The organism is Pedobacter sp. P26, from assembly GCF_050632135.1.
In the GTDB taxonomy this organism is placed as follows: domain Bacteria; phylum Bacteroidota; class Bacteroidia; order Sphingobacteriales; family Sphingobacteriaceae; genus Pedobacter.
In genome coordinates this window covers 4,952,505-4,974,294 of the sequence record NZ_CP192574.1, presented here as the reverse complement: position 1 = coordinate 4,974,294, position 21,790 = coordinate 4,952,505, and the positions used below count along the sequence as shown (strand labels likewise).

The window sequence follows — 21,790 nt, the reverse complement described above, 5'->3', positions numbered from 1 at the left end:
TTACCTGTTTTTTTTCTTCCTATATTTTGCTGCTGCTTCATCGGCCCTGAGTTGATGATAATAGCTTGCAATCAATTCATTGATGTTATCAGATGGCTTATCTTTTTTGAGTTTGATGATGTTTTTCACTATTTCTGCTGTTTGTGCATCCAGGTAGGATTGCTGACCGGAGTGCTTTAGTATATCATCATATTGCAATGCTTTCTCAGGGAGATCTGATTTAAAATAAAACAAGAAAAGATTATTTGCATTCCCGCTTGTTGGTTCAAGGTCATAAGCTTTTTTGAAATAAAATTCAGCGGTTTCCAGGTCTGCCAGTTCAAAACCTAAACGGCCTGCGTAAGTGTAATAACTGGTTTGGTAAGGATTTTCCAGCAGCACAGCTTCGGTAACCTTTAAGGCTTTTTGTTTGTCGCCATTGGCCATAGCAGCTTTATACAGTTCGTCCATTGCTGTTCTCCAGGTAATCCTGTCTACAGCCAGTGCTCCTGCAAGTTGTTCATCTATCGAATTTCCACGGTTGTAAGTAGCTGTTATGGGCTCATTAAAGGGCCAACCCGAACGGAGCATCATAATCTGATATGCACCATATAACGAATCTACTTTGGTAACGGGCATATTAACCAACAATTGTGCGAACGACATTTCACCCTGTTTTTTTGCCGGTATTAAATTTCTGTTGTTAATCTGTTGATAAAAAGCTTCGCTCATGATTGCGTAACCCAATAAATTTGGATGAACGTGCTCTAAAATGGTTTCTTTACCAATTATTCCATCAACCTCATTTTTCTCAAACAAGGCACGGGTATCTGCCAGATAAATACCAGGGTACTGCTTGCACAGCTTTCTAATGATTTGGTTGAAGACTTCCGGCGCCCTGAAGCGCAGCTGATCATACTCTTTAGCCAAAACAAAATTTATTTTTGCGGCTTTAAAATCACCATTTACATATAGTTTTTTGCCATTCGTGTATTGCTTTTGAGCTGAAAATTTGCCTGCACTTATAAATGGTTTAAGATCTTTTTCGTTACTTACCAGCGTACTGATTACTGTTGTGATATGTTTTTTTGATAATAACTGGCACAATTCGTTCATACTACTGTTAAACTGAGCTATACCACGGTTAAAATCGGCAGATTGATAAGGTATCTGCTGGTTGGTTACCATACGTTTCATCAGGTTTTCCCGCTTATCAATTCTTTTTCCAAAAAGTTTTGCAATAGCCTCAATAATGCGGTCTGACAACTGTACCAACTTCAGTTCACGCAGTTTAATCACCAGTTTTATCCAGGTGCTATTGCCCTTGATCTGGCTGGTAGAGCCAATACCCAGAGCGCCGTAATACTCATTATGCCCGGTATATACCAACACCAGATCTGGTTCATAACTAACAATTTGTTTTGCAAAATCTAATACCGTGTACGAATTTACCGCGGTAAGTGAAACATTAATCACTTCAAAGTTCAGGCTGGGATATTGGTGCATCAGCCGGTATTGCAACCACCTGTGAAATGATCCATTATGCATGTATGGGTAGCCGGCAGTAGTCGATTCGCCTATCACAAATATTCTAAAGGTATTTTTGGATTTTACGATGCCAAATCGTTCGCGGTTACCCTGGGTTGCATTGGCACTGGTAGAAAAAACTTATAAGAGGCGGTAGGGTTCATCATCATGTACCCCTCCTGATCTGGATCTTTAATAAACAATGATGGATCAAAACCATAATTGAAAAATCTCAAAAGGATTTCGATGAAGCATAAAAATACCAATGGCAGCGACAATGCCGCTGCCTTAAAGTATATTTCTTTTCCCTTGCTCATGTTTTATTTAGCGGACAAGTGTTTTTACAACATTCATTGCATCAATTTCTGGCTTAGAATTTAACGGAAAGTCTACGGCCATTATAATTAACTGATTTGTTAATGGTTTGATTATCAATGCTTATTCCATTCTGTTTGCTTACCATCACAATGTTAAATTTACGTTTGGCTAACATGCCTTTAAACTGTCCTTTTCTATCCTCAACGGTAAGTGTTTTTGAGGCATCGTTCCAATTGAAGTGTATTTCTGAAAATTCTCCCTTCTCGTAGTTATAACTGTCATTTTCATCCTCATATAAAACGAAATCACCGTTATCGCCAGGATATATGCGGATATCCAGATCATTCCATCTCTTTTTCAGTTGCATATTGCACTTTTGGCCCCCAAGGCACAATTGAGCCTGCTTTTACGTAAAGTGGTATAATCTCCATCGGCGTTTCACGTTTAACCGTTTGGCCGCCTTTAAATACTTCACCCGTCCAGAAATCGAACCATTTGCTGGCTGCCGGGAGGTATATTTCCTGATCTGTAACACCTTTAGCGGTAACTGGTGCTACGAGAAACGAGCTTCCGAACATATATTCTGAACTGTTTTCAAAACCGGCAGGATCGTTGGGAAATTGTGAATATAATGGTCGCATGATGGATCCTGCATGATGAGTTACCGCCCAGGCAGTTGCATAAGTGTATGGAAGTAACCGATAGCGCAGGTTGATAAACTTCTCCTGGATATCAAATACCTGATCTCCTTTTTTACCGAACTGGTATATTTCTCTGGGTATATCGGTGCCGTGGGAGCGCATCATAGGCGTAAAGGTTGCAAACTGCATCCACCGGTTATATAATTCCTGAAAGTCGGGATTTTTTGCGCCACCACCTTTCACAAAGTCACCCGCGAAAAAACCACCAATATCTCCATTCCAGTAAGGTAAACCAGTTAAGGAGAAATTTAGTGCTGCTGGTATCTGTTTTTTTAACGTAGACCAATTCGACCCAACATCTCCGCTCCAGGTGTTTGTTCCGTATCGTTGCTGACCTGCAAATGCTGAACGGGTTAACAGGAGTACGCGTTTAGTATTACTTACTGCTCTCTGGTGATCATAAACACCGCCGGTGTGTTGAAGCGGGAAAGCGTTCTCTACGCTTCGGTAACTCCCCAAAAAGTAGGCTGATCGAAATCTTTTTCCTTAATGTTAATGTGGTCTGGTTCGGTAGAATCAAGCCACCAGGCATCTATACCCAATGAGAATATGCCTTTGTTCAGGTAATCCCAGTAAATGTTTCGGGCAGTAGGGTTATAAACATCATAAGGTTTGGTATTTGCGCCCGGCGGCCATGTATCAAAGTTAATAAGCATATTTTTTGATTTAAACTCCTGGTATTGTGGTGTTTTTGGTGCGAAACCTGGCCATGAAACAATAAAAAGATGGGCGTTAAGCTGGTGCACACTATCTACCATTGCCTGTGGCTTTGGAAAAGTGCTAGGCTCAAAACTCATGGCATTCCAGTTATCGTCTTTTCCCCAATATTGCCAGTCTTGTACAATACCATCAAGTGGTATTTTTAAAGCTCTGTATTTTTTCACCACATCAACAAGCTCAAACTGGGTCTTGTAGCGCTCGCGCGATTGGCTGAAACCAAATGACCATAAAGGCATCATAGGAGATTGCCCGGTAAGCTCACGCATCTGGGCAACCACGCCATCGCCACCTCCGCCAAACATAAAATAATAATCAGCGCAGTTTCCAACTTCTGAATCAAATGAAGTTTCCTGAACATTATCTGTAAAAGTAGTTGGTGAATAGTTATCCCAGAAAATTCCATAACCTTTTACCGATTGGAAGAAAGGAATACATACGCTTGTATTTCCCTGTTTAAGGAGTAATTTTTGCCCCCTTTGGTTCAGTTTTCCATTCTGCTGCTGGCCAAGCCCATAAATAATTTCGTTCTTGTCTAATAAATAGGCCTGTCTAACCGTATAAGTTGGATTTCCGGCATCGTTTATCGCGGTAAACTGGGTGCCATAATCTTTTTCAGTAAATAACTTTTTTCCGTTCGCAGCCTCAAATAAAACTTTTCCGGTTTGTAGGTTAACTGTTGCAGATATGAGTTTACTGCTGATGGTTACACTTTGCCCGTCGGTTTTAATATCAGGTGTTAATTGTTCAGGAAGTTTTATAACAGAAAGGCTTTCTTTTTTTGGCTGGCTTCCTTCCGGCTTTTTAAAAACCCGGACAATAGATGGTGAATAAAAACTTACCTCTACATCCATTGATTGGATAACGGCATGGATACCCTGTGGAGTTTTTGAAAAGACTGGGCCCGTACGGAAATGTGGTAGCCTAAAAATAATGTAATTACGGCAATAAAGTTTCTTTTCATATTTAATACAATTTGAGGCTGTATCATAAGGTAGTTTTTCTGAATTTGTCATGCTGAGCTTGTCGAAACGCCTTACACAGGCCTATTAAAGATCCTTCGACAGGCTCAGGATGACAGTTCTCTATGTTACAATACAGCCTCAGTAATGAGGACTAGTATCCCTGGTTTTGTTTTATGTTCGGGTTTTTAGCAAGTTCGGCACGTGGAATGGGTAATAATGTACGGTAATCTCCATTTGGCGAATGTGATAACCACGATTTTTGGTGAAAACACCAAATCTGATCATATCCTGTCTACGTCGTCCTTCGGTATTGAATTCCCAGCCCAGTTCATCAAGAAACCTTCCATATTGAATGTCACTTCCACCTTCTACAGTAGAAGTTAAGTGATTGCGGAGGCCATAGTTATACACGCTGCCTAACAGAAGCTGGCTACCGGTTACGGTTGCTTTTGAAGGATTGCTTAAGAATGACCGTTGACGAACCTGTGTTACCAATGCAGCGGCACCGGCAGCATCGCCTGTTCTTAACAGGCATTCGGCCTTCATCATTAAAACATCAGCATACCTAAGCAAGGGGAAATCGTTGTTCATCCCAACCAGGGCACCTGGTTTGAATTCAAATTTTCCTAACCTGAAACCATGTACTTCATCCGATTGATCAACACCGGGAAGCTCATTGATATAAATCAGCGGTTTACCATTACTTGCGCCAATGGTTCCCAATAAAACAGCACCTGCAGCGGTATATTGCTGCCCCTGTACATAATTGTCCTTTAGGCGGTTGTCCTCAGGATCGAAAGTGCTTACAAACTGTGGTGTGGCACAGATTCCGCCCCATGGCGAGTTTTTAAAGTTATAAGTAGCCTGGTTTTCTGGCTGAAGTGTTTCCATGTGCAGGGTGAAAGCATCACCACCGTCTGTAGTAAACTTTTCATCAAAGGGTATAGCAAAAATGGTTTCTCTGCTTCCTTCATTTGCATCAAGAAAAATGGTTTTCTGATTGGCTTCAAGCGTATATACGTTCGATGCAATGATCTCATTACATGCTGCAATGCATTGAGCATAGGCTGGAGTGCCAGTATATACGTTAGCATTCAGGTAAACTTTAGCCAGCAGGGCAGAGGCAGCCCAGTAATTAAATTTGCCATAAGTAGCCTGGGTATTGGCCTTGCTCAGGTTTGGAAGGCTTTCGGTAAGTTCTTTAACAATAAAAGCATAAACCTGGGCACGGGTGCTCTGTTGTGGAAGAAATCCGGAGGGCACGTCAAATTTATCGACTATAGGTACCCCGGCAAAGAAGTCGCAGAGTGCATAATAGTAAGATGCTCTTAAGGCACGCAACTCGGCTATGGTAGCATCTTTACCTGTAGGAATTGGAATCAGGTTGGATTGAATTTGATAGAGTACGCGGTTACAGGAGGTAATACCTCCATAAGCATTGTTCCAGATCTGGTAGCTGTTGTCCTCATCTGATGTCCATCTATGTTCATGCATCCGGCGATAGATCCCATTGTCAACCCAGCCGTTCGGGCGGGCAGGTATTACGGCTTCATCACTGGAAATCTCATTGGTACGAAAGATCGAGTTGTTACTTCGTCCGAGCATTAAGGGCCTCCAATAGGTGTAACCTGCGCCAACCAGGGCCGCCACATCAGAGGTATTAGGGGTAAACTTATTTTGAATAAATGCAGCATAGTTTTCGTCCTTTAACTTCGTGCAGGATGCTAAACTAATAACCAGGACCACAAGTGCCATGATGCCGGTGCTCAATATAAATCTTGTTTTCATGATGTAAAGGATTAAAGATTAAGAGAAAAACCTAATGTAAAAGTACGGGCGGTAGGGTATTTATCCCTGTTATCATTACCAGGTGCCAAACCGCTCCAGTCTACTTCGGGGTCTAATCCTTTATAGCCTGTGATGGTAAAAGTGTTTAACGAAGAAACATAAACTCTTGCGCCCTTAAGGTATTTGGTTTTTAGCTTGTTAAAGGTATAACCCAATACAATGTTGTCAATTTTCCAGAAATCGCCGTTTTCTACATAATAGCTGTTAAATTCTACCGGCATATTCTTATTAAGAACAGCTGTGCCAAAAACAGGGTCATAAGCTGATACCAGGCGGTTATAGTTCTGAATGCCCGTGTTCTCATAATACATTCTTTGGAAATTGAGAATCTGAAAACCAAATGCGCCACGCATCGTAATGCTTAAATCAAGGTCTTTATACCTGAAGTTGTTGTTCCATCCGCCTGTAAATTTAGGAATACCGTTTCCAAGCACTTTTTTATCTTCAAAAGCATGATTAAACTGGCTGTAGGAAACATCTTCACCATTTTTACCTTCATAAATCCACTGACCATCAGCCGTTACACCTTTAACTTTAAAGCCATAAAAATCTCCAATGTTATCACCAACACGCACAATATTGGTAAAGGTGGTTGCTGGCGGGCCTGTTCCCCCTGTAGTGAAAAAGTCGTTTGTGGCCTGGTATAAATCGTTAGATAAACTAACCAGTTTATTTCTGTTGGTTGAAAAGTTGAAGCTTGTTGTCCATTCAAAAACTTTGCTCTGTATCGGTACAATGTTTAATAAAACCTCAATACCTTTATTTTGCATGGTACCCACATTTGCTCTTGTACTTGGATAAAGGTTTGGTGGGCTGGGCACCTGATAATCAAATAATAATCCATTGTAATTTCTGTTGTAAACATCAACAGTACCCGTAACTCTTCCTTTATACATGCTGAAATCAAGACCAATATTAGTCTCTCTTTTTTCTTCCCAGCGCAAAGCCGGATTAGGGTTCTGCGTAGGAACGAGTGTCTGGATCCAGTTGCCATTAGATAGCACGTTAGCGCCATAGCCTAATAATGCAACAGCGCGGAAACCATCGCTAGGCTGGTTACCGGTTACACCATATCCTGCACGAAGCTTTAAGTCATCAAAAATTGTTTGATCTTTCATAAATGCTTCGTTGGTGATTTTCCATCCAACAGATACGGACGGAAAATTACCATAAGGTTTTGCAGCACCATAAAGCTGGCTGGCACCTTCTCTTCTTAAAGAGGCCATCAACAGGTATCTGTCTTTGTAGCTATAGGTTAACCTGCTAAAAAATCCAATCAGGTTGGTTTCTGAATAGCCACTTCCTAATAGTGCATCTAAAGCGCGGTTTGCACCACGACCCTGCTGAATGTTATAATAACCAAAAGCATCTGTAGGGAAATCATAATTTCGCTCATAGAAATTCAGGTACGAATTATCCTGATAACTGTATCCGCCCAATAATGTGAAACTATGGTCGCCCAGTTTTTTTGAGTATTGAGCTGTAAGCTCAAGCAATCGGTCTATACTTTGAGTAGAACCCAGGGAGGCATAGCCATTAAGTTTATCTCTGATGTTGGAAATGTGGAACTTTGATTCTGAATAACCACCATTTGACACATATTTGGTGTATGAACCTAAGGCACTTAACTTAAGATCAGCGATGGGGTTATAAGTAATCTGCGAATTTAAACGCTGAGTGGTGTTCTGGTTAAGTCCTGTGCTTTCGAAAAGGCGCGCAACAGGGTTATCATATTCAAAATTATTCGGCTCTTCGAAGTAATGTCCGTCACTACCGAAAAGGGGAGAGGTTGGATTACGGATCAGGGCCTGACGGTAAACCACGCCATTGAAACTGCCACCATCCTGTGTTTGGGTATATTTATTGTTCTGTACCAAAACGCCCATGTTAACTTTTACCTTATTATCAAACATGGAGTGGTTAATGTCTGCCCTGGCAGTAAGCGTAGCGTTGTCAGATTTTTTAAATATCCCGTTAAAATAGCGGTAGTTTACGGTAGCCAGGTAATTGGTTTGTCCGTTACCTCCACGGAAAGTAATATTGTGGATGTTGGTAATAGGTGTTTTATTAGAAATCTCTTTTAGCCAATCCGTGCTCGCACCAAGATCGTATGAGGCAAGACGTGTTCCCTCGGCAATCTGCCTGCGGTAATCATCGGCAGTGAGCATATTGAGTTTTCGGGCAATAGTTTGGGTACTCACAGAACCATTGTATTCCACTACATTATTATTCTTTCCCGAAGATCTTTTAGTGGTAACGATAATTACACCATTGGTACCGCGTACACCGTAAATGGCAGCGGCTGAACCATCTTTTAATACATCTATTGATTCAATATCTTCTGGTGCAACCAGCTTAAGGCTACTTGGTACACCATCTACAATAACAAGCGGATCGGCATTGGCACCAAAGAGTGTGTTGTTTCCACGAAGCCTGATTTTACTACCTGAGGTAGGGTCGCCACTTGGCGTGCTAACGGTTAGTCCGGCTACTTTACCCTGAATTAACTGGCCTGCATCTAATACTGGCGATTTTACAAAATTCTCGGCTTTAACACTCGCTACAGAACTTGTTACATCACCCTTACGTTGCAATCCATATCCGATTACAACTACATCGGTTAAATTATTAAGTTCGGCCTTTAGCTGAACATTGATTTCAGTTCTGTTATTGACTGCGATTTCCTGGGAAGCGAAGCCTACCGAGCTAAAAATCAGAGTTTCGGTACCAGTGGCAACCTTAAGGCTGTAGGTTCCGTTCGGTGCGGTTTGAACACCTGTATTGGTGCCTTTAATTTTAATGCTAACAGACGGAATCGGAAGACCTGCCTCATCAGTAACTCTACCTGTAATGCCAATTTCAGCTACTTTATTTATTGTGGGTTCAGTTATTGCTCTCCGCTGGATAATGATAATATGATCTTCGAGCTTGTAGCTGATGGGTTGTGATCTCAGCGAGAGATCCAATGCCTCTGCCAAACTCATTTTGTTAATTTCGATACTCACCGGGTGAGTTCCGCTAAGCATTTGCCTGGTGTACAAAAACTGATAACCGGTTTGGCGCTCAATTTCCTTGAAAATTTTTTCAACAGCAGCATTCTTTTTTGAAAGCGTTACCGTTTGTCCGCTGCTGGCTAACGAGAGCTGTAACATTAAGGAAACTAAAAGTAAGCATGTTAATTTCATAACCAGTAGCGGTTTACGCAGATAGGCCAGAAGCCTATTTACGCGTGATGCATAATAATTCATATATTTGAATGTTTGGGTTTATACTTGGTTGTCTATTGTCTGGAATACTTGGTGGCGATCCAAACATCAGGTCAGAGTGTTACAGCACTCTGGCTTTTGTTTCATGGATGGGCCAACCTATTTCTGTAAGGTTATGGCATAATGGTCACGCTCCTTCCTCTGATTTTAAAATGCAACAATCCGGTCAACTCCAGCCTGTGGAGTACTTCTTCCAAGTTTTTGGATTTTGGAATCGAACCGACAAATTCTTCCTGCGTTATTTCACGCTGATATTTTACATCAACATCATACCATCGGGATATTTTCCCCATCACCGTGCCGATGCGTTCATGTTCAAATGAAAAATTTCCGTTTTTCCATCCCATCACGTGGTTCGTATCAACATTAACAATACCGATGTTATGACCTGAAATGGCCTGCTGACCAGGCAAAATTATTTTTTTCTATCACCTTTACTTACCTCTACCGAACCCTGAAGTAAGGTTGTTCTAGGAATTTCACCATCTCCGTATGCGCAGATATTAAAATGAGTGCCCAGCACTTTTACATTTGAGCCATCAAAATCAACTATGAAAGGTTTGTTCGGATTATGGACCACCTCAAAATAAGCTTCGCCTTGCAGGGCAATTTTCCTGGTATTGCCCGAAAAAGCTACCGGGTAAGTTATTTTGCTCTCTGCATTCAGCCAAACCTTACTTCCATCAGGAAGATTAACGCAGTATTGTCCGCCGCGTGGCGTTACAATGGTGTTCGAATTACCTGTTGCTAAAGCGGCAGCTGTATTGATTTTTCTGTATTTTAAAAGGCCGTTGCTTTGTTTTTCGATAGAATAGCCATTTTCTACGGCGAGCTGTCCATTTGTAAAATTATTTACTTCAATGCGCTTACCGTTTGAGAGAATAAGCAGTACTTTGTCACTTCCTCCATAAATAGCTTTTGCATGTGGGATGCTTGTGTTTTTGGACAATGCGGTGTGTTTGTTCCCATCTACACTAGCATAATAGAAAAATATAGATGAGCAGGCCAGAACCAATACTGCAGCGGCAGCCATGAATTTGAAAGCTGAACGTTTCCAGGATGGTGTGTCGGCAGCCTCCAAATCATCTAGGCGCATTTCAATTTTTTTCGCTAAATCTCCGTTCTGTTCTGCTGCTAAGCTGTCTGTTTGCTGTTCGAATGATGCGCTGTATTCTTGCATGAATGCGTTTAGCTCAGGCTGATCTAATTGCTTTAACCAATTAAAAAGTCCTGCTGTTCAGGCTCAGTCAATTCACCCTGAATCAATTTTTGCTTGAGTTGCTCAACATCCTTTTGTTCCATATCTGCTAAGACGGATGTGGAAAGAAAAAGGCCCCCTCGTTAAAGAAAAAAATATAGAAAAGAAATAAAAGGTGCAATCCTGTAAAAATGTTTCAGGTGATTTCTCAGAAAAGCCATTCCGGTATAGAGCTGTTTTTTGACTACCGATTTGGATATTTTTAACTGTAGTGCAATTTCATCAAGAGAAAGGTCATCGTTTATTTTGAGCTCAACAATTTTTTTCTCTTTTCAGGAAGCAGGTTAAGACCACTGTATAGCTGGCTCAGGGTCTGTGAATAAATTAAATTATCGTCAGTACTGGCAGAACAGTTCTCTTCAAGGGTTTTTGAAACCTCTTTTATCCTGATCTGCGTTTTCGATTTTCGTATATAATCGATTAAAAGGTTGCGTGCACAACGATAAAGGTAAGGTTTGAAAGATCCGATAAGGGGCAGGTTTTTTCTGTTAAGCCATATTTTAACAAAGATGTCCTGCACAAGCTCATCTGCCAGATCGGTATTGCCAGAAATCGAAGCGACAAATTTCCGTAAATTTTGGAGATATTTTTTATACAACAAATTAAACGCGAGACGATCACCATCAGCTATGCGCAACAAAAGTTCTATTTCCTCTGAAACATCTTTCATCTGTTTAAAAATTTGGTTAGAATAAAACCCCTTAATTGCTAAATTGAGGCAGTTATCGCTCAAAGAAGTTACGCTAAAAGTTAGGTTTAATTAACTTACCAGCGTCTGATTTCATAAGACGTCTGCACGAATGTAGTAACACTTATTAAATAAAAAAATAAAGTAGCTGTATTTTTAGCGTATTTATAACGTTTATTTTTTGTAAGCTTTTCAGGAACTTGTAAAATTGGCTTTTACACCGGTTAACAAGGCCTTTTTTTGCCAGCATGGATATTGTAGATTTACTGGTGTTTAATGATTTGTCAATAAGTTTTTCGATACAAGAGGATGGCGGCATTGTAACCCGATCGGATTGTATGCTTGGACTTTTGTCAAGGGCGTCATTTCGACCGTAGTGGAGAAATCTTTTCATATCGTTCAAAGATTTCTCCATTTCGCTGCGCTTCATCCGATAGTTATCGGATCGAAATGACGGCGATTTTTTAAATCTGTCATTGATAACCTAGTGTATTGCTTTTATTAATGCGTTGAAATGGTCTTCAACTACGCTACCATTGACATTATTTGCAAATCATTATTAATCAGCACTTTATTTGCTTTAGTATTTCCGTCCAGCTAGACCATAGCACGATATCCCCGTTCTGCTTAAATCCGGCCTAACAAATTTTTCGGGCTGCACTGTCCAAGCCAACCTACTAGCTTCGAAAGAAAACGGCGAAGCCCTCATGAATGCAGCTGAAAGCTATAATACAAATGGATAAATTTTCAGCCGGCAGTTTTTGTTTTTTCATTTGTCTTTATGTTTTCAATGGCATTCAAGCTAGCTTCGCTGGTCTTTTTGATGCCAAAAAGAAAGAGCCTTTCGGCGGCGGAGAGCCGAGGCAAGACCGAGCAGTAGGAAAAGGGAAACGATTGTAAGTCACTCATATTGATTTTTATACAATAAATTACCCCTCAGACTGACGTACGAATTAATTTTTAAACAAGTTTTTATCACTTCAATTTGAGCATTTCCCCAATTGCTTATTTTAAGGTCACATCCAGGTAAACAGAATGCCTTCCGTAGCTATCATAAAATGGTTTAAACAAAACTCCGTCTATAGTAAATTCCAGTTTGGCTGGATTGCCTTTGATGGTTTTCCCCAAATCATCAGCATTAAGGACAACATTACGCCAGTCTTTCCTTGCCTCTGGCTCCTGGGCGGCAAGCAGTATGGGACCATAAAATAAACTTGCAATATTCTGCTGATCCATTACCGGATCTAAATGAAACTGAAAAGGCATTGTTAAATCAACCTGATCTCCAGATTTCCAGTTTCTCGAAATTTTAAGGTAAGTTCCCGGTACTGCATTTAACTTTTGTTGCTGGCCATTAATTTTGACAAAGAAACCCTTTGTTGCCCATCCTGGAACCCGCACGTAAAGGTCAAATTGACCATTACCGTTGATGGTTAAACTGGTTTGATCTGATTTTGGATAGCTGGTAGTTTGTTCAATCTTAATTTTTCGCTCGGACCAGTTTAATACAGATGGAATGAAAAGGTTAACATATAAAGATTGATTATTCTGATCTTTAAAATAAATAGAATTCTGTAATTTGGTACTACTTTCCAATGCGGTACCATTGCAACAGGTAAAACCGGTCATGTCATCATTGCTGAATTGTTTTGCAGAACCTGGCCTAAGCGATATATGGTAAGTATTTCCGGGATTATCTTTTGCTACGGAAGCTAAGATGTCATTATATAAAGCCCGTTCGTAGTAGTCCATTAATTCTGCTTTTTGTTCGAAGAGAAACAGATCTCCTGTAAGTTTAAGCATATTGTAGGTGGCGCAGGTTTCATTTTGCCCACCTTCAGAAAATCCATTTTCGTATAAGGTTCCCGGCTGTGCAATAAAACATTCTGCATTGGCCGGATTTCTTGCACCAGCAACGCCGCCTATACTATACATATAATTATTTACGACTTTATGCCAGAAGTTATCAGCAATTTTAAAGTAATCTGACTGGTTTGATACACGATAAAGTTCCATACTACCAACAATCTGAGGAATATGCTGATTAGCGTGAAGGCCACGCAAAAGATCCACATTTTTAACTAAGCCACTGCTATGTGCGGCATCGCCATAAAACAAACGGATGTTGTCAAAAAGCTGTGCTGTTTTCAGATAATTTTCTTTTCCGGTGATTCTGTAGAGATGCGCCATTGATTCATTCATGCCACCAAACTCACCAGCAATATAGGTACTCCACATTTTGGTTAAGGTTTGTTGTGGTAAATGGCTTAATCGGGTATATACCCAGTCACTCATATTGGTTGCAATTTCAAGTGCTTTTTTATTACCGCTAACCTCGTAAATATCAATCAGTCCGGCTAAGATTTTATGTAAAGTATAATAAGGTGCCCAAATCTGATTGTTTTGTCCACCATATTTAGCGCCATTTTCAAGCATGATAAACTGATCTGGCGGATAGGCACTGATGAATCCTTTTCCCCAATTCCAATAATCCCTTCTGATTCCCTTTTCGCTAATATCAGAATTATAGGCTGTTTTTCCAGGACCAAAAGGAATAGCTAACGGATCTGCAACAGCAGCGCCGCCCGCTTTTTGAGGTTTTCCGGATAATTGAGATATCGTATAGAGTGTATTAACCATATACTCCATTTTATCGGCGAAAATTTTCTGCAATGCTTTATCATTACCTGCGCCTGCATAAGCTTGTGCAATAGCACTTAAATAATGTCCGGTAGCATGACCTCGTAATTTAGTATCTTCGCTATCCCATACTCCAAGTGGTTTCGCACTGGCCGGCTGTTTCTGGCCAAAAGCGTGGCGAAACATATACAGGAACGAATTAGGATCTGTTTTAGCCAATGTTCGGATAAATTTATCCCTGTTTTCAATAAATTTCGTATCATGCCCTTCATGATCAGCCTTTAGCATCACCTGGTTCAAGGCAAAAGGTTGTAGCTTAATAGCAGGTGTCGCCTCGTTGTCGGTCGGAGTCACCTTTACCTGTGCTTTCGGCTTAAAGTTTGTTCCTGGTACATAACCGGTAATGGTATAATTTCCCGGTTGGGCAACTGTCAAATTATCTGTTGGGTTTGGCCAGATTACCTTTACCATTGGGCCAGTTTTACCTGCTTGATAAGTTCCGGCAACAGCACCTGGTAATCGGGGAAGATTACCTACACTCGTTGTTACGTCAATATCATTTACCTGAGTTAGATATTTGGTATATAATTGGGATGCATCTGCGGGAAAATGTTGCAGGTTATCATCTGTTTTAGCCGAAGTGTTTACTGTCGTTTCGTTGGCCTCATATTGTTCGTGGCGATAAATGGAAACAATTTGCTTTGCATTTAAAGGTACCCGATAAATTCTGAAATCATGGATTAAAGCATTCAGTTCAGTGTTTTTAACTGATATGGCTTTGCCAAGGTTTAGCAATTTCTTATCCGATTTGTTCTGACCGAAAATAGCAGTAAGATCAAAGTTGATATCTTTTGCTTCAGCAACTTTTTTTCCATTAAGGTAACTTGTCAGAGATTTTGAGGGAATGTCAACAACAATAGCCAGATGCGCCCATTGGTTGAGAGCAGGAGTCGGCCCCTTTGTGATTATACTTGATTGCTTTCCATTTTGGATCATAGCAAGAAAACCCTGATCATTCTGTTTACTGTTGAGTTGTGAGGAAAAATGTTTATCGTCGCTTTGACCAAAGTCAAAAAAACTTTGTTCCGATCGTTCGCTTTTAAGTAAAACCCAACTGGTTATGCTGATGGATTCAATATCTGTTAATGCTCCCGCAGGGATGCTTACATAAGTTCCTGTAATTCCCGGCAAAGAAAGTACTTTTCCGAAGCGACTGTCTTGTGCAAATTGCGGTTGACCTCCAATAAAATTTGCATTAAATCGATTTCTGGACCAGTCCTTTAAATCACCTTTAAGTTCATATCTGGCACTCATGGCCGTTTCGCCAATGCCATCGAGGATTTGATCACCATTTTGTGCCAGAACCGTGTTGCCTGTTATTATAAAAACAGCAAGGTATGACATGGAGCGGAAGACTTTGTAAATTTTCATAATTGATAAAATTAAACAAAAAGAGCAATAGACGAAGCCCTGGAAATTGCAGGTATTGTGCATATTTTAACCTTATTTTATGTTGACAATGCAAAGTAATGCCCAATTGTGGTGTGAATTGATTCTCTTGAGTCGTTTTTGTTTTCCCTCCGGGTAAGGGAATATTTTAAAGATTGGAGTATTAAAAATGGGAAAGGTTAAAATATTGATACTATGGATTAATATACAACGGTAATCTGGATTATACTTCGTTTATATTTACGTGCTGACCTATAACAGCTGTTTCCAAAATTCCTGACGTAACACTTAACCATGAAGAAAAAATATCTAAAGCCATTCATTTTATTTCTACTGTGTTCTACTTTTCAAATGGTACTGGCGCAATCTGCAAAGGAGGCTGTGGTACATGGAAATCCAATTATACCGGGTTATTTTGCAGATCCAACGGTAAAGAAGTTTGGAGATACTTATTACATATATGCTACAACAGATGGTAACGGTGGTGGTTTCGGTCCTTCCCAGGTATGGACATCTAAAGATTTTGTGAATTGGGTCATGCAGGATATGAACTGGCCAACCACGCACTACTACTGGGCGCCAGATGTAACCCAGGGTGCCGATAGTAAGTATTATCTGTATTACTGCCAGCCTGTTGAGATTTTTGGAGCTTCATCTGATACCCCTGTTGGTCCCTGGACATCGCTATTACCTAAAGGTAAACCGATTGTTTCTAATTTTATGGTGCCAAATGTAATTACGCTTGATGGACAGACTTTTAAGGATGATGATGGCAAATATTATATGTACTGGGGCACCTGGGGCATTTATCCCAACCATGGCTGTGGTGTTGGTCTTTTAAATAAAGATATGAAATCCTTTTCCAGGCTGGCACAGATTCCCAATACTGATGCAAAAGAGTTTTTCGAAGCACCCTTTGTATTTAAAAGAAAAGGAATTTACTATTTGACCTATTCTTCAGGTTATTGTGAGGATGGCACTTACAGGGTTCAATATGCAACTGCAACCAACCCGATGGGACCTTTTAAATATGCCGCTAATAATCCCATTTTATCTACAAATAAAGACGGAACGGTGCACGGGCCGGGACATCAATCTGTATTGCAACAGGGTGATGATTTTTACCTGGTTTATCACCGGCATAATAATCCGCATAATGATGGCGGTTACCACAGGCAGATTGCAGTAGACAAAATGGTATTCGATGATGAAGGGAATATACTTAAGATTTTACCAACACATACCGGAATCGGTTATCTGGCGAAAAATGCCAACCCACATCCAAATTTAGCGCAAGGTAAAAAAGTGTCCGCATCCTCCAGCTATGATGAAAATTTTAAAGCGGAATTTGCCTTTGATGATAATAATGGAACATTATGGAAAAGCAAAAGCAATATAGGGCCTGCCTGGGTGCAGGTAGATTTGGGAAAAATAGAGCATGTTAAAAGTATCCATACGCAGTTTGAATATGCCACCTGGTACTATCAATATAAGATCATGTATTCGGTTAACGGAAAAACATGGAAAATATATGCCGATCGCAGTAAAAATACACAACATGGAAGCCCGATGATTGATTTCGGAAATATTAAGGCGAGGTACCTCCGTACCATGGTTTTACAGACTGAATATCCGGGATTGAATAAAGCGATATGGAATATTAAAGTTTTCGATAATGCAGAATATCATCCGGTAATGAATACCAAAATTAAAAAATGGCAACCTTTAAAAGCTTTTGAACCAAAAGGTTTATTGCTAGACCTGGCATTAGATAATCTCCGGACAGGCACCGTTGTAGCAAACCTTCAAAATAAAGGTAAGTTGGGTGGGCATTTTTTGGCTAGTGGAACAACTAGACCCACTACCTCAATGATCGCAGGCAAAAAAGCATTGGTTTTTACTGGTCAGGAGCGCTTATCTTCATCAGTTCCTGCGCCGCAGTCTCTACTTGGAAACAGCAGCTATAGCGTAAGTATGTGGGTTTTAAATCCAGAGATTGATAAAGAAGAAACCATTATTTCGTGGACAGGGCGGGGAGGGGTTAATTTAAGTAACGCTGCAGTCGGTTATGGGAATAGTAAAACTGCAGGCGCAATAACCCATCTGGGATGGGCAGATTTAGGATACAAGCATTTACCAAAAGCAAATGAATGGCATCTGATCAGCATTGTTTTTGATGGTACAATGGAACATATTTATGTTGATGGAGAATTGGACAGGAGAGAAAGAAGGATGCTCTTTATCAATAACCTCAGGCATTTTCTCATCGGCGGAAATGAAGATGGAAGTGCAGGGTTTTCCGGTGCATTGGCTTCATTAAAAATTTATGATGTGCCACTAAGCCATGAAGAAATTAAAGCAGCTTATAAAAAAGGGCTGCCTAATAATATCGTGCTACATGTAGAGGCAAAAAATCTCGACTATGGCAATTTGAATAAGTGGACTAACAACGGTGCTGCTTTGGGGGTACTTGGAAGTAAGGGAAAAGCAGAAGTTGCCGATGTAAATGGGAAAATAGCAGTGGTATTGTACAATAAGGGTAAATTGCTTCTTAGCAATGAAATGACCGAAGCACCAGATTTTTCAAAACCTTTTAGCGCCATTTTTTCATTGTATTCGCAAGCCGGATCAAAAACAGATTTATTTTTTGGCAAAGGAAATAAAACGGCCAGGATAGCAGGAACCGGAAAGTGGCAACAGGTGATCTGTACTTATTACAGAGGTAGATTCAAGATTTTTGTAAATGGTAAATTAGCTGGAAATGATAATCCCCCTAACAGACAAAAAGATCAGCGTATTTTAATTGGATCTGCAACGGAAGGGACTTCAGTAGCCATATCATCAATTTATGTGTTTAATTATGGTCTTGATGATAGCCGTTGTATGCTGGAATTTAATTTTTGGAAACAGACACTAAATAACAACCTCTCACACGCGTCATTCGCCTTAAAACCATCAGCTGTTACGCCAAATATGGTTTCTATGGCTGCGGATAAACCAGTGTTGCCTGGTACCAATTTTGAATACCTTTTTAAAAGTGATGGAGATAAAAGCACCCTAAAATGGTTAAAATCTCCAGATTATACTGACTTTTCAGTTGCGTCAGAAAAGCGCTATACTTACACTGTAAAGGTTAGAGATAACTTTGGCAATGTTACCCCAACCTCGTTACCCTGTGCCGTTACAACAGATTCTATACTTTTTGTAATCAGAAAGCAAAATGGAGCAGCGTTATCGGTTCCGGCAAGAGCAGATGGTTTGAAAGGTACTTCCTGGGACGGTTTGATAGGAAATGCGGACACCGTTGCCCAGCATTCCGGTGTATTGAAGCTGGTGTCGCACAATACATTCTGGGATGGATCAATGGCAACAGGACCATTTGCTTACAACCAGGTAGAAGGTAATTTTACTGCCGAGGTGTTGCTATCCGATATGTTAGGGCTGAACCAAAAGAAAGCTTATGGTGCAAATGAGGCAGGTATAATGGTTAAAGAACCATCAAGTGGGGCAAAGCTCATACAAAATGGTGTGATGCCAGGCTGGGGTGTCGGAAACATCATAACTGATTTTAACCAGGGGGAACGCAAACAGTTGAACAACCTATCGGGATGGGCTTTTTATCGTCATTTACAAATACAAAGGCAGGGAAATCTATTTTTTATGCGTGGCAGCCATGATGGAAAGGATTGGGTAAATCTTCCCGGCAGTCCGGTAAAAAGAGATGATATGAGTAGCGGAGTTTTAGAGGTGGGCGTGTATCATGCTACTTATGGTGATATTTCTGGTTATGCATCGTTTAGTGATTTTAAGATCATCCAGAAGAAATAAAAGAGAAAAATTAATATTTGTTATTGAAATTGGTTGACCAATTTTGTTATTAACTAAGCACCGCGGTTGGTTAGAGCGTAGTCTAAGACTTCATGAGATTTGATAAATTGCAAATAAATGCCCTTCAATTACGTTACCATTAACGTTATTTTGCAATTATTTATTAATGAGCGACTTGCGGAGTCTATGGATTTCCTTATAGCTAGGCCGTAGCACGGTATCTCCGTTCTGCTTAAATCCGGCCTAACAAATTTTTCGGGCTCCACTGACAAAGCCATCCCACTGGCTTCGAAAGAAAACGGCGAAGCCCTCATGAATGCAGCTGAAAGTTATAAACAACAAATGAATAAATTTTCAGCCGGTGTTTTTTGTTTTTTCATGTGTTTTTATGTTTTCAATGGCATTCAAGCTAGCTTCGCTGGTCTTTTTGACACCAAAAAGAAAGAGCCCTTCGGCGGCGGCGAGCCGAGGCAAGATCGTGGCGTATGGCAAAAGACATTAATTGTACATCACTCATATTGATTTTTAAACCATAAATTACCCCTCAAGGCGGCATCTTTTGAGATTTATCCCTTAACTTAATGAGATTGCCTGAAGGCTCTGCGAAGCAAATCTTTTAATATAGTCCAAAGATCTCTCCGCTCCGCGTTGCTCCGGTCGAGATGACGACCATTCTATTGGAGGTTGACATCCGAAATTTTATTTAATTTTAAACAGGTTCGAAGATAATTGTCCTTTCGGCTGTAATGGAGAACCCGAAGGCTCTGCGGAGCAAAATTTTTTAAATTTGATTTCAATAACTTAGTTCAAAGATCTCTCCATTCCCCTGCGCTTCAGTCAAGATGACGACCACTCTATTGGAATCTGTCAATGAAGCCTTAAGATGGCCATGTTGCAAACAAAAAACCCAGGACCGCTTTTACACGACCTGGGCATCATCATCATTATTAACTAACTAAGGTTTTTTCGTAATTGTAGGTATTTGAATAGATACGGTATAGCTGCCTGCTGACAAAGCCTTGAAGCCAAAAAAAACAGGGTTAGCATTTCTATTTTCTACAGTAAATCTTGCGGGGATACGGTAATAATTTCCGGTTCCGTTGGCGCCATCTTTAATGGGGAAGCCGTTAGGAAGATCAATAAACTCCCATTCTAGTGCTGAAGATGTTTTTACAAGTGGAAAATAGGGGTTCATCTGAGAAAAGTTACCTCTATCGCCTCTGGTGATTACCTGTCCGGCAGAAGGATCAAAAGCTGCACCATTTTTATCCAAAAAGACAAACCTGATCTTATTAGGACCTTTATTGTCGTACGTAACGGTAATGGGTAGGTTTATCCTGTCACTGAAGCCTGTTTCAGCATCCGGATCAGAGGTAGTCACAAACGGTCCAGCGTCGAGAGCAAAATAAGTCTTTGGCAATAGCTGTATCCTGCATGCATTTAAAATCTGGCGGGTACCTTTAACGTTGCTTACCTCTACATCTATTACATAATTGCCGGTAGCAACAAATGCTGTAGCCTGGGAGAGAGATATTCTTCCTCCAATCTCACTCACCTCCAGGGGTAAAGCCGGTTTAAGTACAATTTTTTGTTTACTAAAGCAACGGTTGAATCGGCACTGGTAATCTGACCAAGAAACTGTTTAATCGTAAACTCTTTTGTCATTTCGGGCGCCGGCTGCCCGGTGTCTGCATTTCTAACGGCAAGAAGTTTAACCTTTACTGGTCCGGTGGTTCCATCTAATTCAATCGCGTTTGAATTTGTTACATTTCCCTGGGTAGCAATTAAAGGGTTTGGACTGTAAAACATATAGTCACTGATGAAACCCTTTTCTACCTTTTTACAGCCGAAAAAAATGCCGGTCAAAGCTAGCGCAGATATGGATGAAATTAATAATATTTTCTTCATGATTTTTACCTGTTATGATTCCACGTTAGAATCTGATGAATGTATGGTTGTTGCTCAGCACATGCAGCATTCCGCCAGATGATGGTTCTATATCGGTGGTCTGGCATTGTGCTTTAAGGTCTACGTTTGGATCATTGGGTTGTGCAGTTACATTAGGAGGATCCAGACCACCCCTAACTTTTATATAATAGAGATAATATATCGGTGCAGATGACCAGGATTCGGCTGGCTTGGGCTGCAAAATCCTTTGGATTGCTGTTTGCGTATTTGCTGCGTTACCCACAATGGTCGCCTGTAAGGGTGTTGTCATCAATGCAATCCTTGATTTGGAGATGTACATCCTGAGCGAATCTGCGCTGATATCCTTATACATATCGGCAAGGCCATAGTTATTGTTTTCATTAATAAGTCTGACCGAATCTCTTTTTATTTTCAGGTAGCTGTTAATGGAATAGTTGGTGGGGGCAAAAAAAGTTGCTGCACCATTTACTTCCTGCTTCATGTTGTAATGATCAATCACCATAATCAGCGTATCAAACAAGTGGTACTTATGCTGTTTAAGGTAATCGTATGTTGTTAATGGGGTTTTGGCGGTACTTAATCCGCCATCTGTCAGGTATTCACTTTTCTTGCAGCTTGTAAAATAGGCAAGCCCCATACAGCATATTATGGAATAGAATATTTTATTTTTCATTATT

17 protein-coding genes and 1 pseudogene are annotated in these 21,790 nt (G+C 40.5%); 3 read left to right on the top strand and 15 right to left on the bottom strand.

All coding sequences use genetic code 11. The annotated features are described in order from the left end of the window. The 11 genes and pseudogenes from ACQ86H_RS23050 to ACQ86H_RS23000 form a co-directional block, all read right to left on the bottom strand. Window positions 1-1,563, bottom strand: a complete 1,563-nt coding sequence (locus ACQ86H_RS23050) for a GDSL-type esterase/lipase family protein (RefSeq protein WP_431292633.1) — start codon at window positions 1,561-1,563, stop codon at window positions 1-3. Between the two features lie 26 nt (window positions 1,564-1,589). Then, window positions 1,590-1,823, bottom strand: coding sequence for a hypothetical protein (locus ACQ86H_RS23045; protein WP_431292632.1), 234 nt, complete (start codon window positions 1,821-1,823; stop codon window positions 1,590-1,592). A 53-nt stretch (window positions 1,824-1,876) separates the two neighbouring features. Next, window positions 1,877-2,191, bottom strand: a complete 315-nt coding sequence (locus ACQ86H_RS23040; protein WP_431292631.1) for a DUF5110 domain-containing protein — start codon at window positions 2,189-2,191, stop codon at window positions 1,877-1,879. Further along, entirely contained in the window at window positions 2,166-2,984 is an 819-nt protein-coding gene (locus ACQ86H_RS23035) for a glycoside hydrolase family 31 protein (RefSeq protein ID WP_431292630.1), read from the bottom strand. Before ACQ86H_RS23035 ends, ACQ86H_RS23040 begins: the two co-directional genes overlap by 26 nt. Beyond that, window positions 2,963-4,258, bottom strand: a complete 1,296-nt coding sequence (locus tag ACQ86H_RS23030; protein WP_431292629.1) for a TIM-barrel domain-containing protein — start codon at window positions 4,256-4,258, stop codon at window positions 2,963-2,965. Before ACQ86H_RS23030 ends, ACQ86H_RS23035 begins: the two co-directional genes overlap by 22 nt. 100 nt (window positions 4,259-4,358) lie before the next feature. Beyond that, window positions 4,359-5,812, bottom strand: a pseudogene (locus ACQ86H_RS23025) (RagB/SusD family nutrient uptake outer membrane protein). A 194-nt stretch (window positions 5,813-6,006) separates the two neighbouring features. Further along, window positions 6,007-9,240 (bottom strand): SusC/RagA family TonB-linked outer membrane protein, encoded by a 3,234-nt coding sequence (locus ACQ86H_RS23020; RefSeq protein ID WP_210419438.1) that lies wholly within the window; start codon window positions 9,238-9,240, stop codon window positions 6,007-6,009. Between the two features lie 194 nt (window positions 9,241-9,434). Continuing rightward, the gene (locus ACQ86H_RS23015) at window positions 9,435-9,734 is read right to left on the bottom strand and encodes a FecR domain-containing protein (protein ID WP_431292628.1); all 300 of its coding nucleotides are present in this window, start codon (window positions 9,732-9,734) and stop codon (window positions 9,435-9,437) included. Between the two features lie 2 nt (window positions 9,735-9,736). Further along, on the bottom strand, window positions 9,737-10,501 hold the full coding sequence (locus ACQ86H_RS23010) for a FecR family protein (RefSeq protein WP_431292627.1): 765 nt from the start codon (window positions 10,499-10,501) through the stop codon (window positions 9,737-9,739). Window positions 10,502-10,662: 161 nt separating this feature from the next. Beyond that, complete coding sequence (locus ACQ86H_RS23005; protein ID WP_431295460.1) at window positions 10,663-10,797, bottom strand: hypothetical protein; 135 nt, start codon at window positions 10,795-10,797, stop codon at window positions 10,663-10,665. A 23-nt stretch (window positions 10,798-10,820) separates the two neighbouring features. Next, window positions 10,821-11,249, bottom strand: a complete 429-nt coding sequence (locus ACQ86H_RS23000; protein ID WP_431292626.1) for an RNA polymerase sigma factor — start codon at window positions 11,247-11,249, stop codon at window positions 10,821-10,823. Window positions 11,250-12,002: 753 nt separating this feature from the next. Between ACQ86H_RS23000 and ACQ86H_RS22995 the strand changes: the two genes are divergently transcribed. Beyond that, the gene (locus ACQ86H_RS22995; RefSeq protein WP_168202350.1) at window positions 12,003-12,167 is read left to right on the top strand and encodes a hypothetical protein; all 165 of its coding nucleotides are present in this window, start codon (window positions 12,003-12,005) and stop codon (window positions 12,165-12,167) included. A 105-nt stretch (window positions 12,168-12,272) separates the two neighbouring features. Here the strand turns inward: ACQ86H_RS22995 and ACQ86H_RS22990 are convergent, their stop codons facing one another. Then, window positions 12,273-15,338 carry a beta-L-arabinofuranosidase domain-containing protein gene (locus ACQ86H_RS22990; protein WP_431292625.1) on the bottom strand — a complete coding sequence of 1,022 codons (3,066 nt, stop codon included), beginning with the start codon at window positions 15,336-15,338 and terminating at the stop codon, window positions 12,273-12,275. A 312-nt stretch (window positions 15,339-15,650) separates the two neighbouring features. Here ACQ86H_RS22990 and ACQ86H_RS22985 point away from each other — a divergent pair, with 312 nt between their 5' ends. Then, window positions 15,651-19,184 carry a family 43 glycosylhydrolase gene (locus ACQ86H_RS22985; protein WP_431292624.1) on the top strand — a complete coding sequence of 1,178 codons (3,534 nt, stop codon included), beginning with the start codon at window positions 15,651-15,653 and terminating at the stop codon, window positions 19,182-19,184. Window positions 19,185-19,496: 312 nt separating this feature from the next. Continuing rightward, entirely contained in the window at window positions 19,497-19,706 is a 210-nt protein-coding gene (locus tag ACQ86H_RS22980; protein ID WP_138820367.1) for a hypothetical protein, read from the top strand. 433 nt (window positions 19,707-20,139) lie between these two features. Here the strand turns inward: ACQ86H_RS22980 and ACQ86H_RS22975 are convergent, their stop codons facing one another. Genes ACQ86H_RS22975 through ACQ86H_RS22965 form a run of 3 tightly spaced genes read right to left on the bottom strand, consistent with a single transcriptional unit; the run spans window position 20,140 to window position 21,786 of the window. Beyond that, entirely contained in the window at window positions 20,140-20,739 is a 600-nt protein-coding gene (locus tag ACQ86H_RS22975; RefSeq protein WP_431292623.1) for a hypothetical protein, read from the bottom strand. Then, window positions 20,736-21,092: a hypothetical protein gene (locus ACQ86H_RS22970; RefSeq protein WP_431292622.1), complete on the bottom strand. Its 357-nt coding sequence runs from the start codon at window positions 21,090-21,092 to the stop codon at window positions 20,736-20,738. The genes ACQ86H_RS22975 and ACQ86H_RS22970 overlap by 4 nt, the downstream gene beginning before the upstream one ends. Window positions 21,093-21,117: 25 nt before the next feature. Continuing rightward, a complete protein-coding gene (locus ACQ86H_RS22965; protein ID WP_138820371.1) occupies window positions 21,118-21,786 on the bottom strand; it encodes a hypothetical protein in 669 nt (222 codons plus the stop codon). Window positions 21,787-21,790: the final 4 nt, after the last annotated feature.

What these genes read in the sequence shown, in the direction of transcription:
- ACQ86H_RS23030 (WP_431292629.1), bottom strand. Translation starts at nt 4,258, where the DNA reads ATGACAAATTCAGAAAAACTACCTTATGATACAGCCTCAAATTGTATT.
- ACQ86H_RS22995 (WP_168202350.1), top strand. Translation starts at nt 12,003, where the DNA reads ATGGATAAATTTTCAGCCGGCAGTTTTTGTTTTTTCATTTGTCTTTAT.
- ACQ86H_RS23020 (WP_210419438.1), bottom strand. Translation starts at nt 9,240, where the DNA reads ATGAAATTAACATGCTTACTTTTAGTTTCCTTAATGTTACAGCTCTCG.
- ACQ86H_RS23010 (WP_431292627.1), bottom strand. Translation starts at nt 10,501, where the DNA reads ATGCAAGAATACAGCGCATCATTCGAACAGCAAACAGACAGCTTAGCA.
- ACQ86H_RS22965 (WP_138820371.1), bottom strand. Translation starts at nt 21,786, where the DNA reads ATGAAAAATAAAATATTCTATTCCATAATATGCTGTATGGGGCTTGCC.
- ACQ86H_RS23040 (WP_431292631.1), bottom strand. Translation starts at nt 2,191, where the DNA reads ATGCAACTGAAAAAGAGATGGAATGATCTGGATATCCGCATATATCCT.
- ACQ86H_RS22980 (WP_138820367.1), top strand. Translation starts at nt 19,497, where the DNA reads ATGAATGCAGCTGAAAGTTATAAACAACAAATGAATAAATTTTCAGCC.
- ACQ86H_RS22970 (WP_431292622.1), bottom strand. Translation starts at nt 21,092, where the DNA reads ATGAAGAAAATATTATTAATTTCATCCATATCTGCGCTAGCTTTGACC.
- ACQ86H_RS22990 (WP_431292625.1), bottom strand. Translation starts at nt 15,338, where the DNA reads ATGAAAATTTACAAAGTCTTCCGCTCCATGTCATACCTTGCTGTTTTT.
- ACQ86H_RS23045 (WP_431292632.1), bottom strand. Translation starts at nt 1,823, where the DNA reads ATGAGCAAGGGAAAAGAAATATACTTTAAGGCAGCGGCATTGTCGCTG.
- ACQ86H_RS23000 (WP_431292626.1), bottom strand. Translation starts at nt 11,249, where the DNA reads ATGAAAGATGTTTCAGAGGAAATAGAACTTTTGTTGCGCATAGCTGAT.
- ACQ86H_RS22985 (WP_431292624.1), top strand. Translation starts at nt 15,651, where the DNA reads ATGAAGAAAAAATATCTAAAGCCATTCATTTTATTTCTACTGTGTTCT.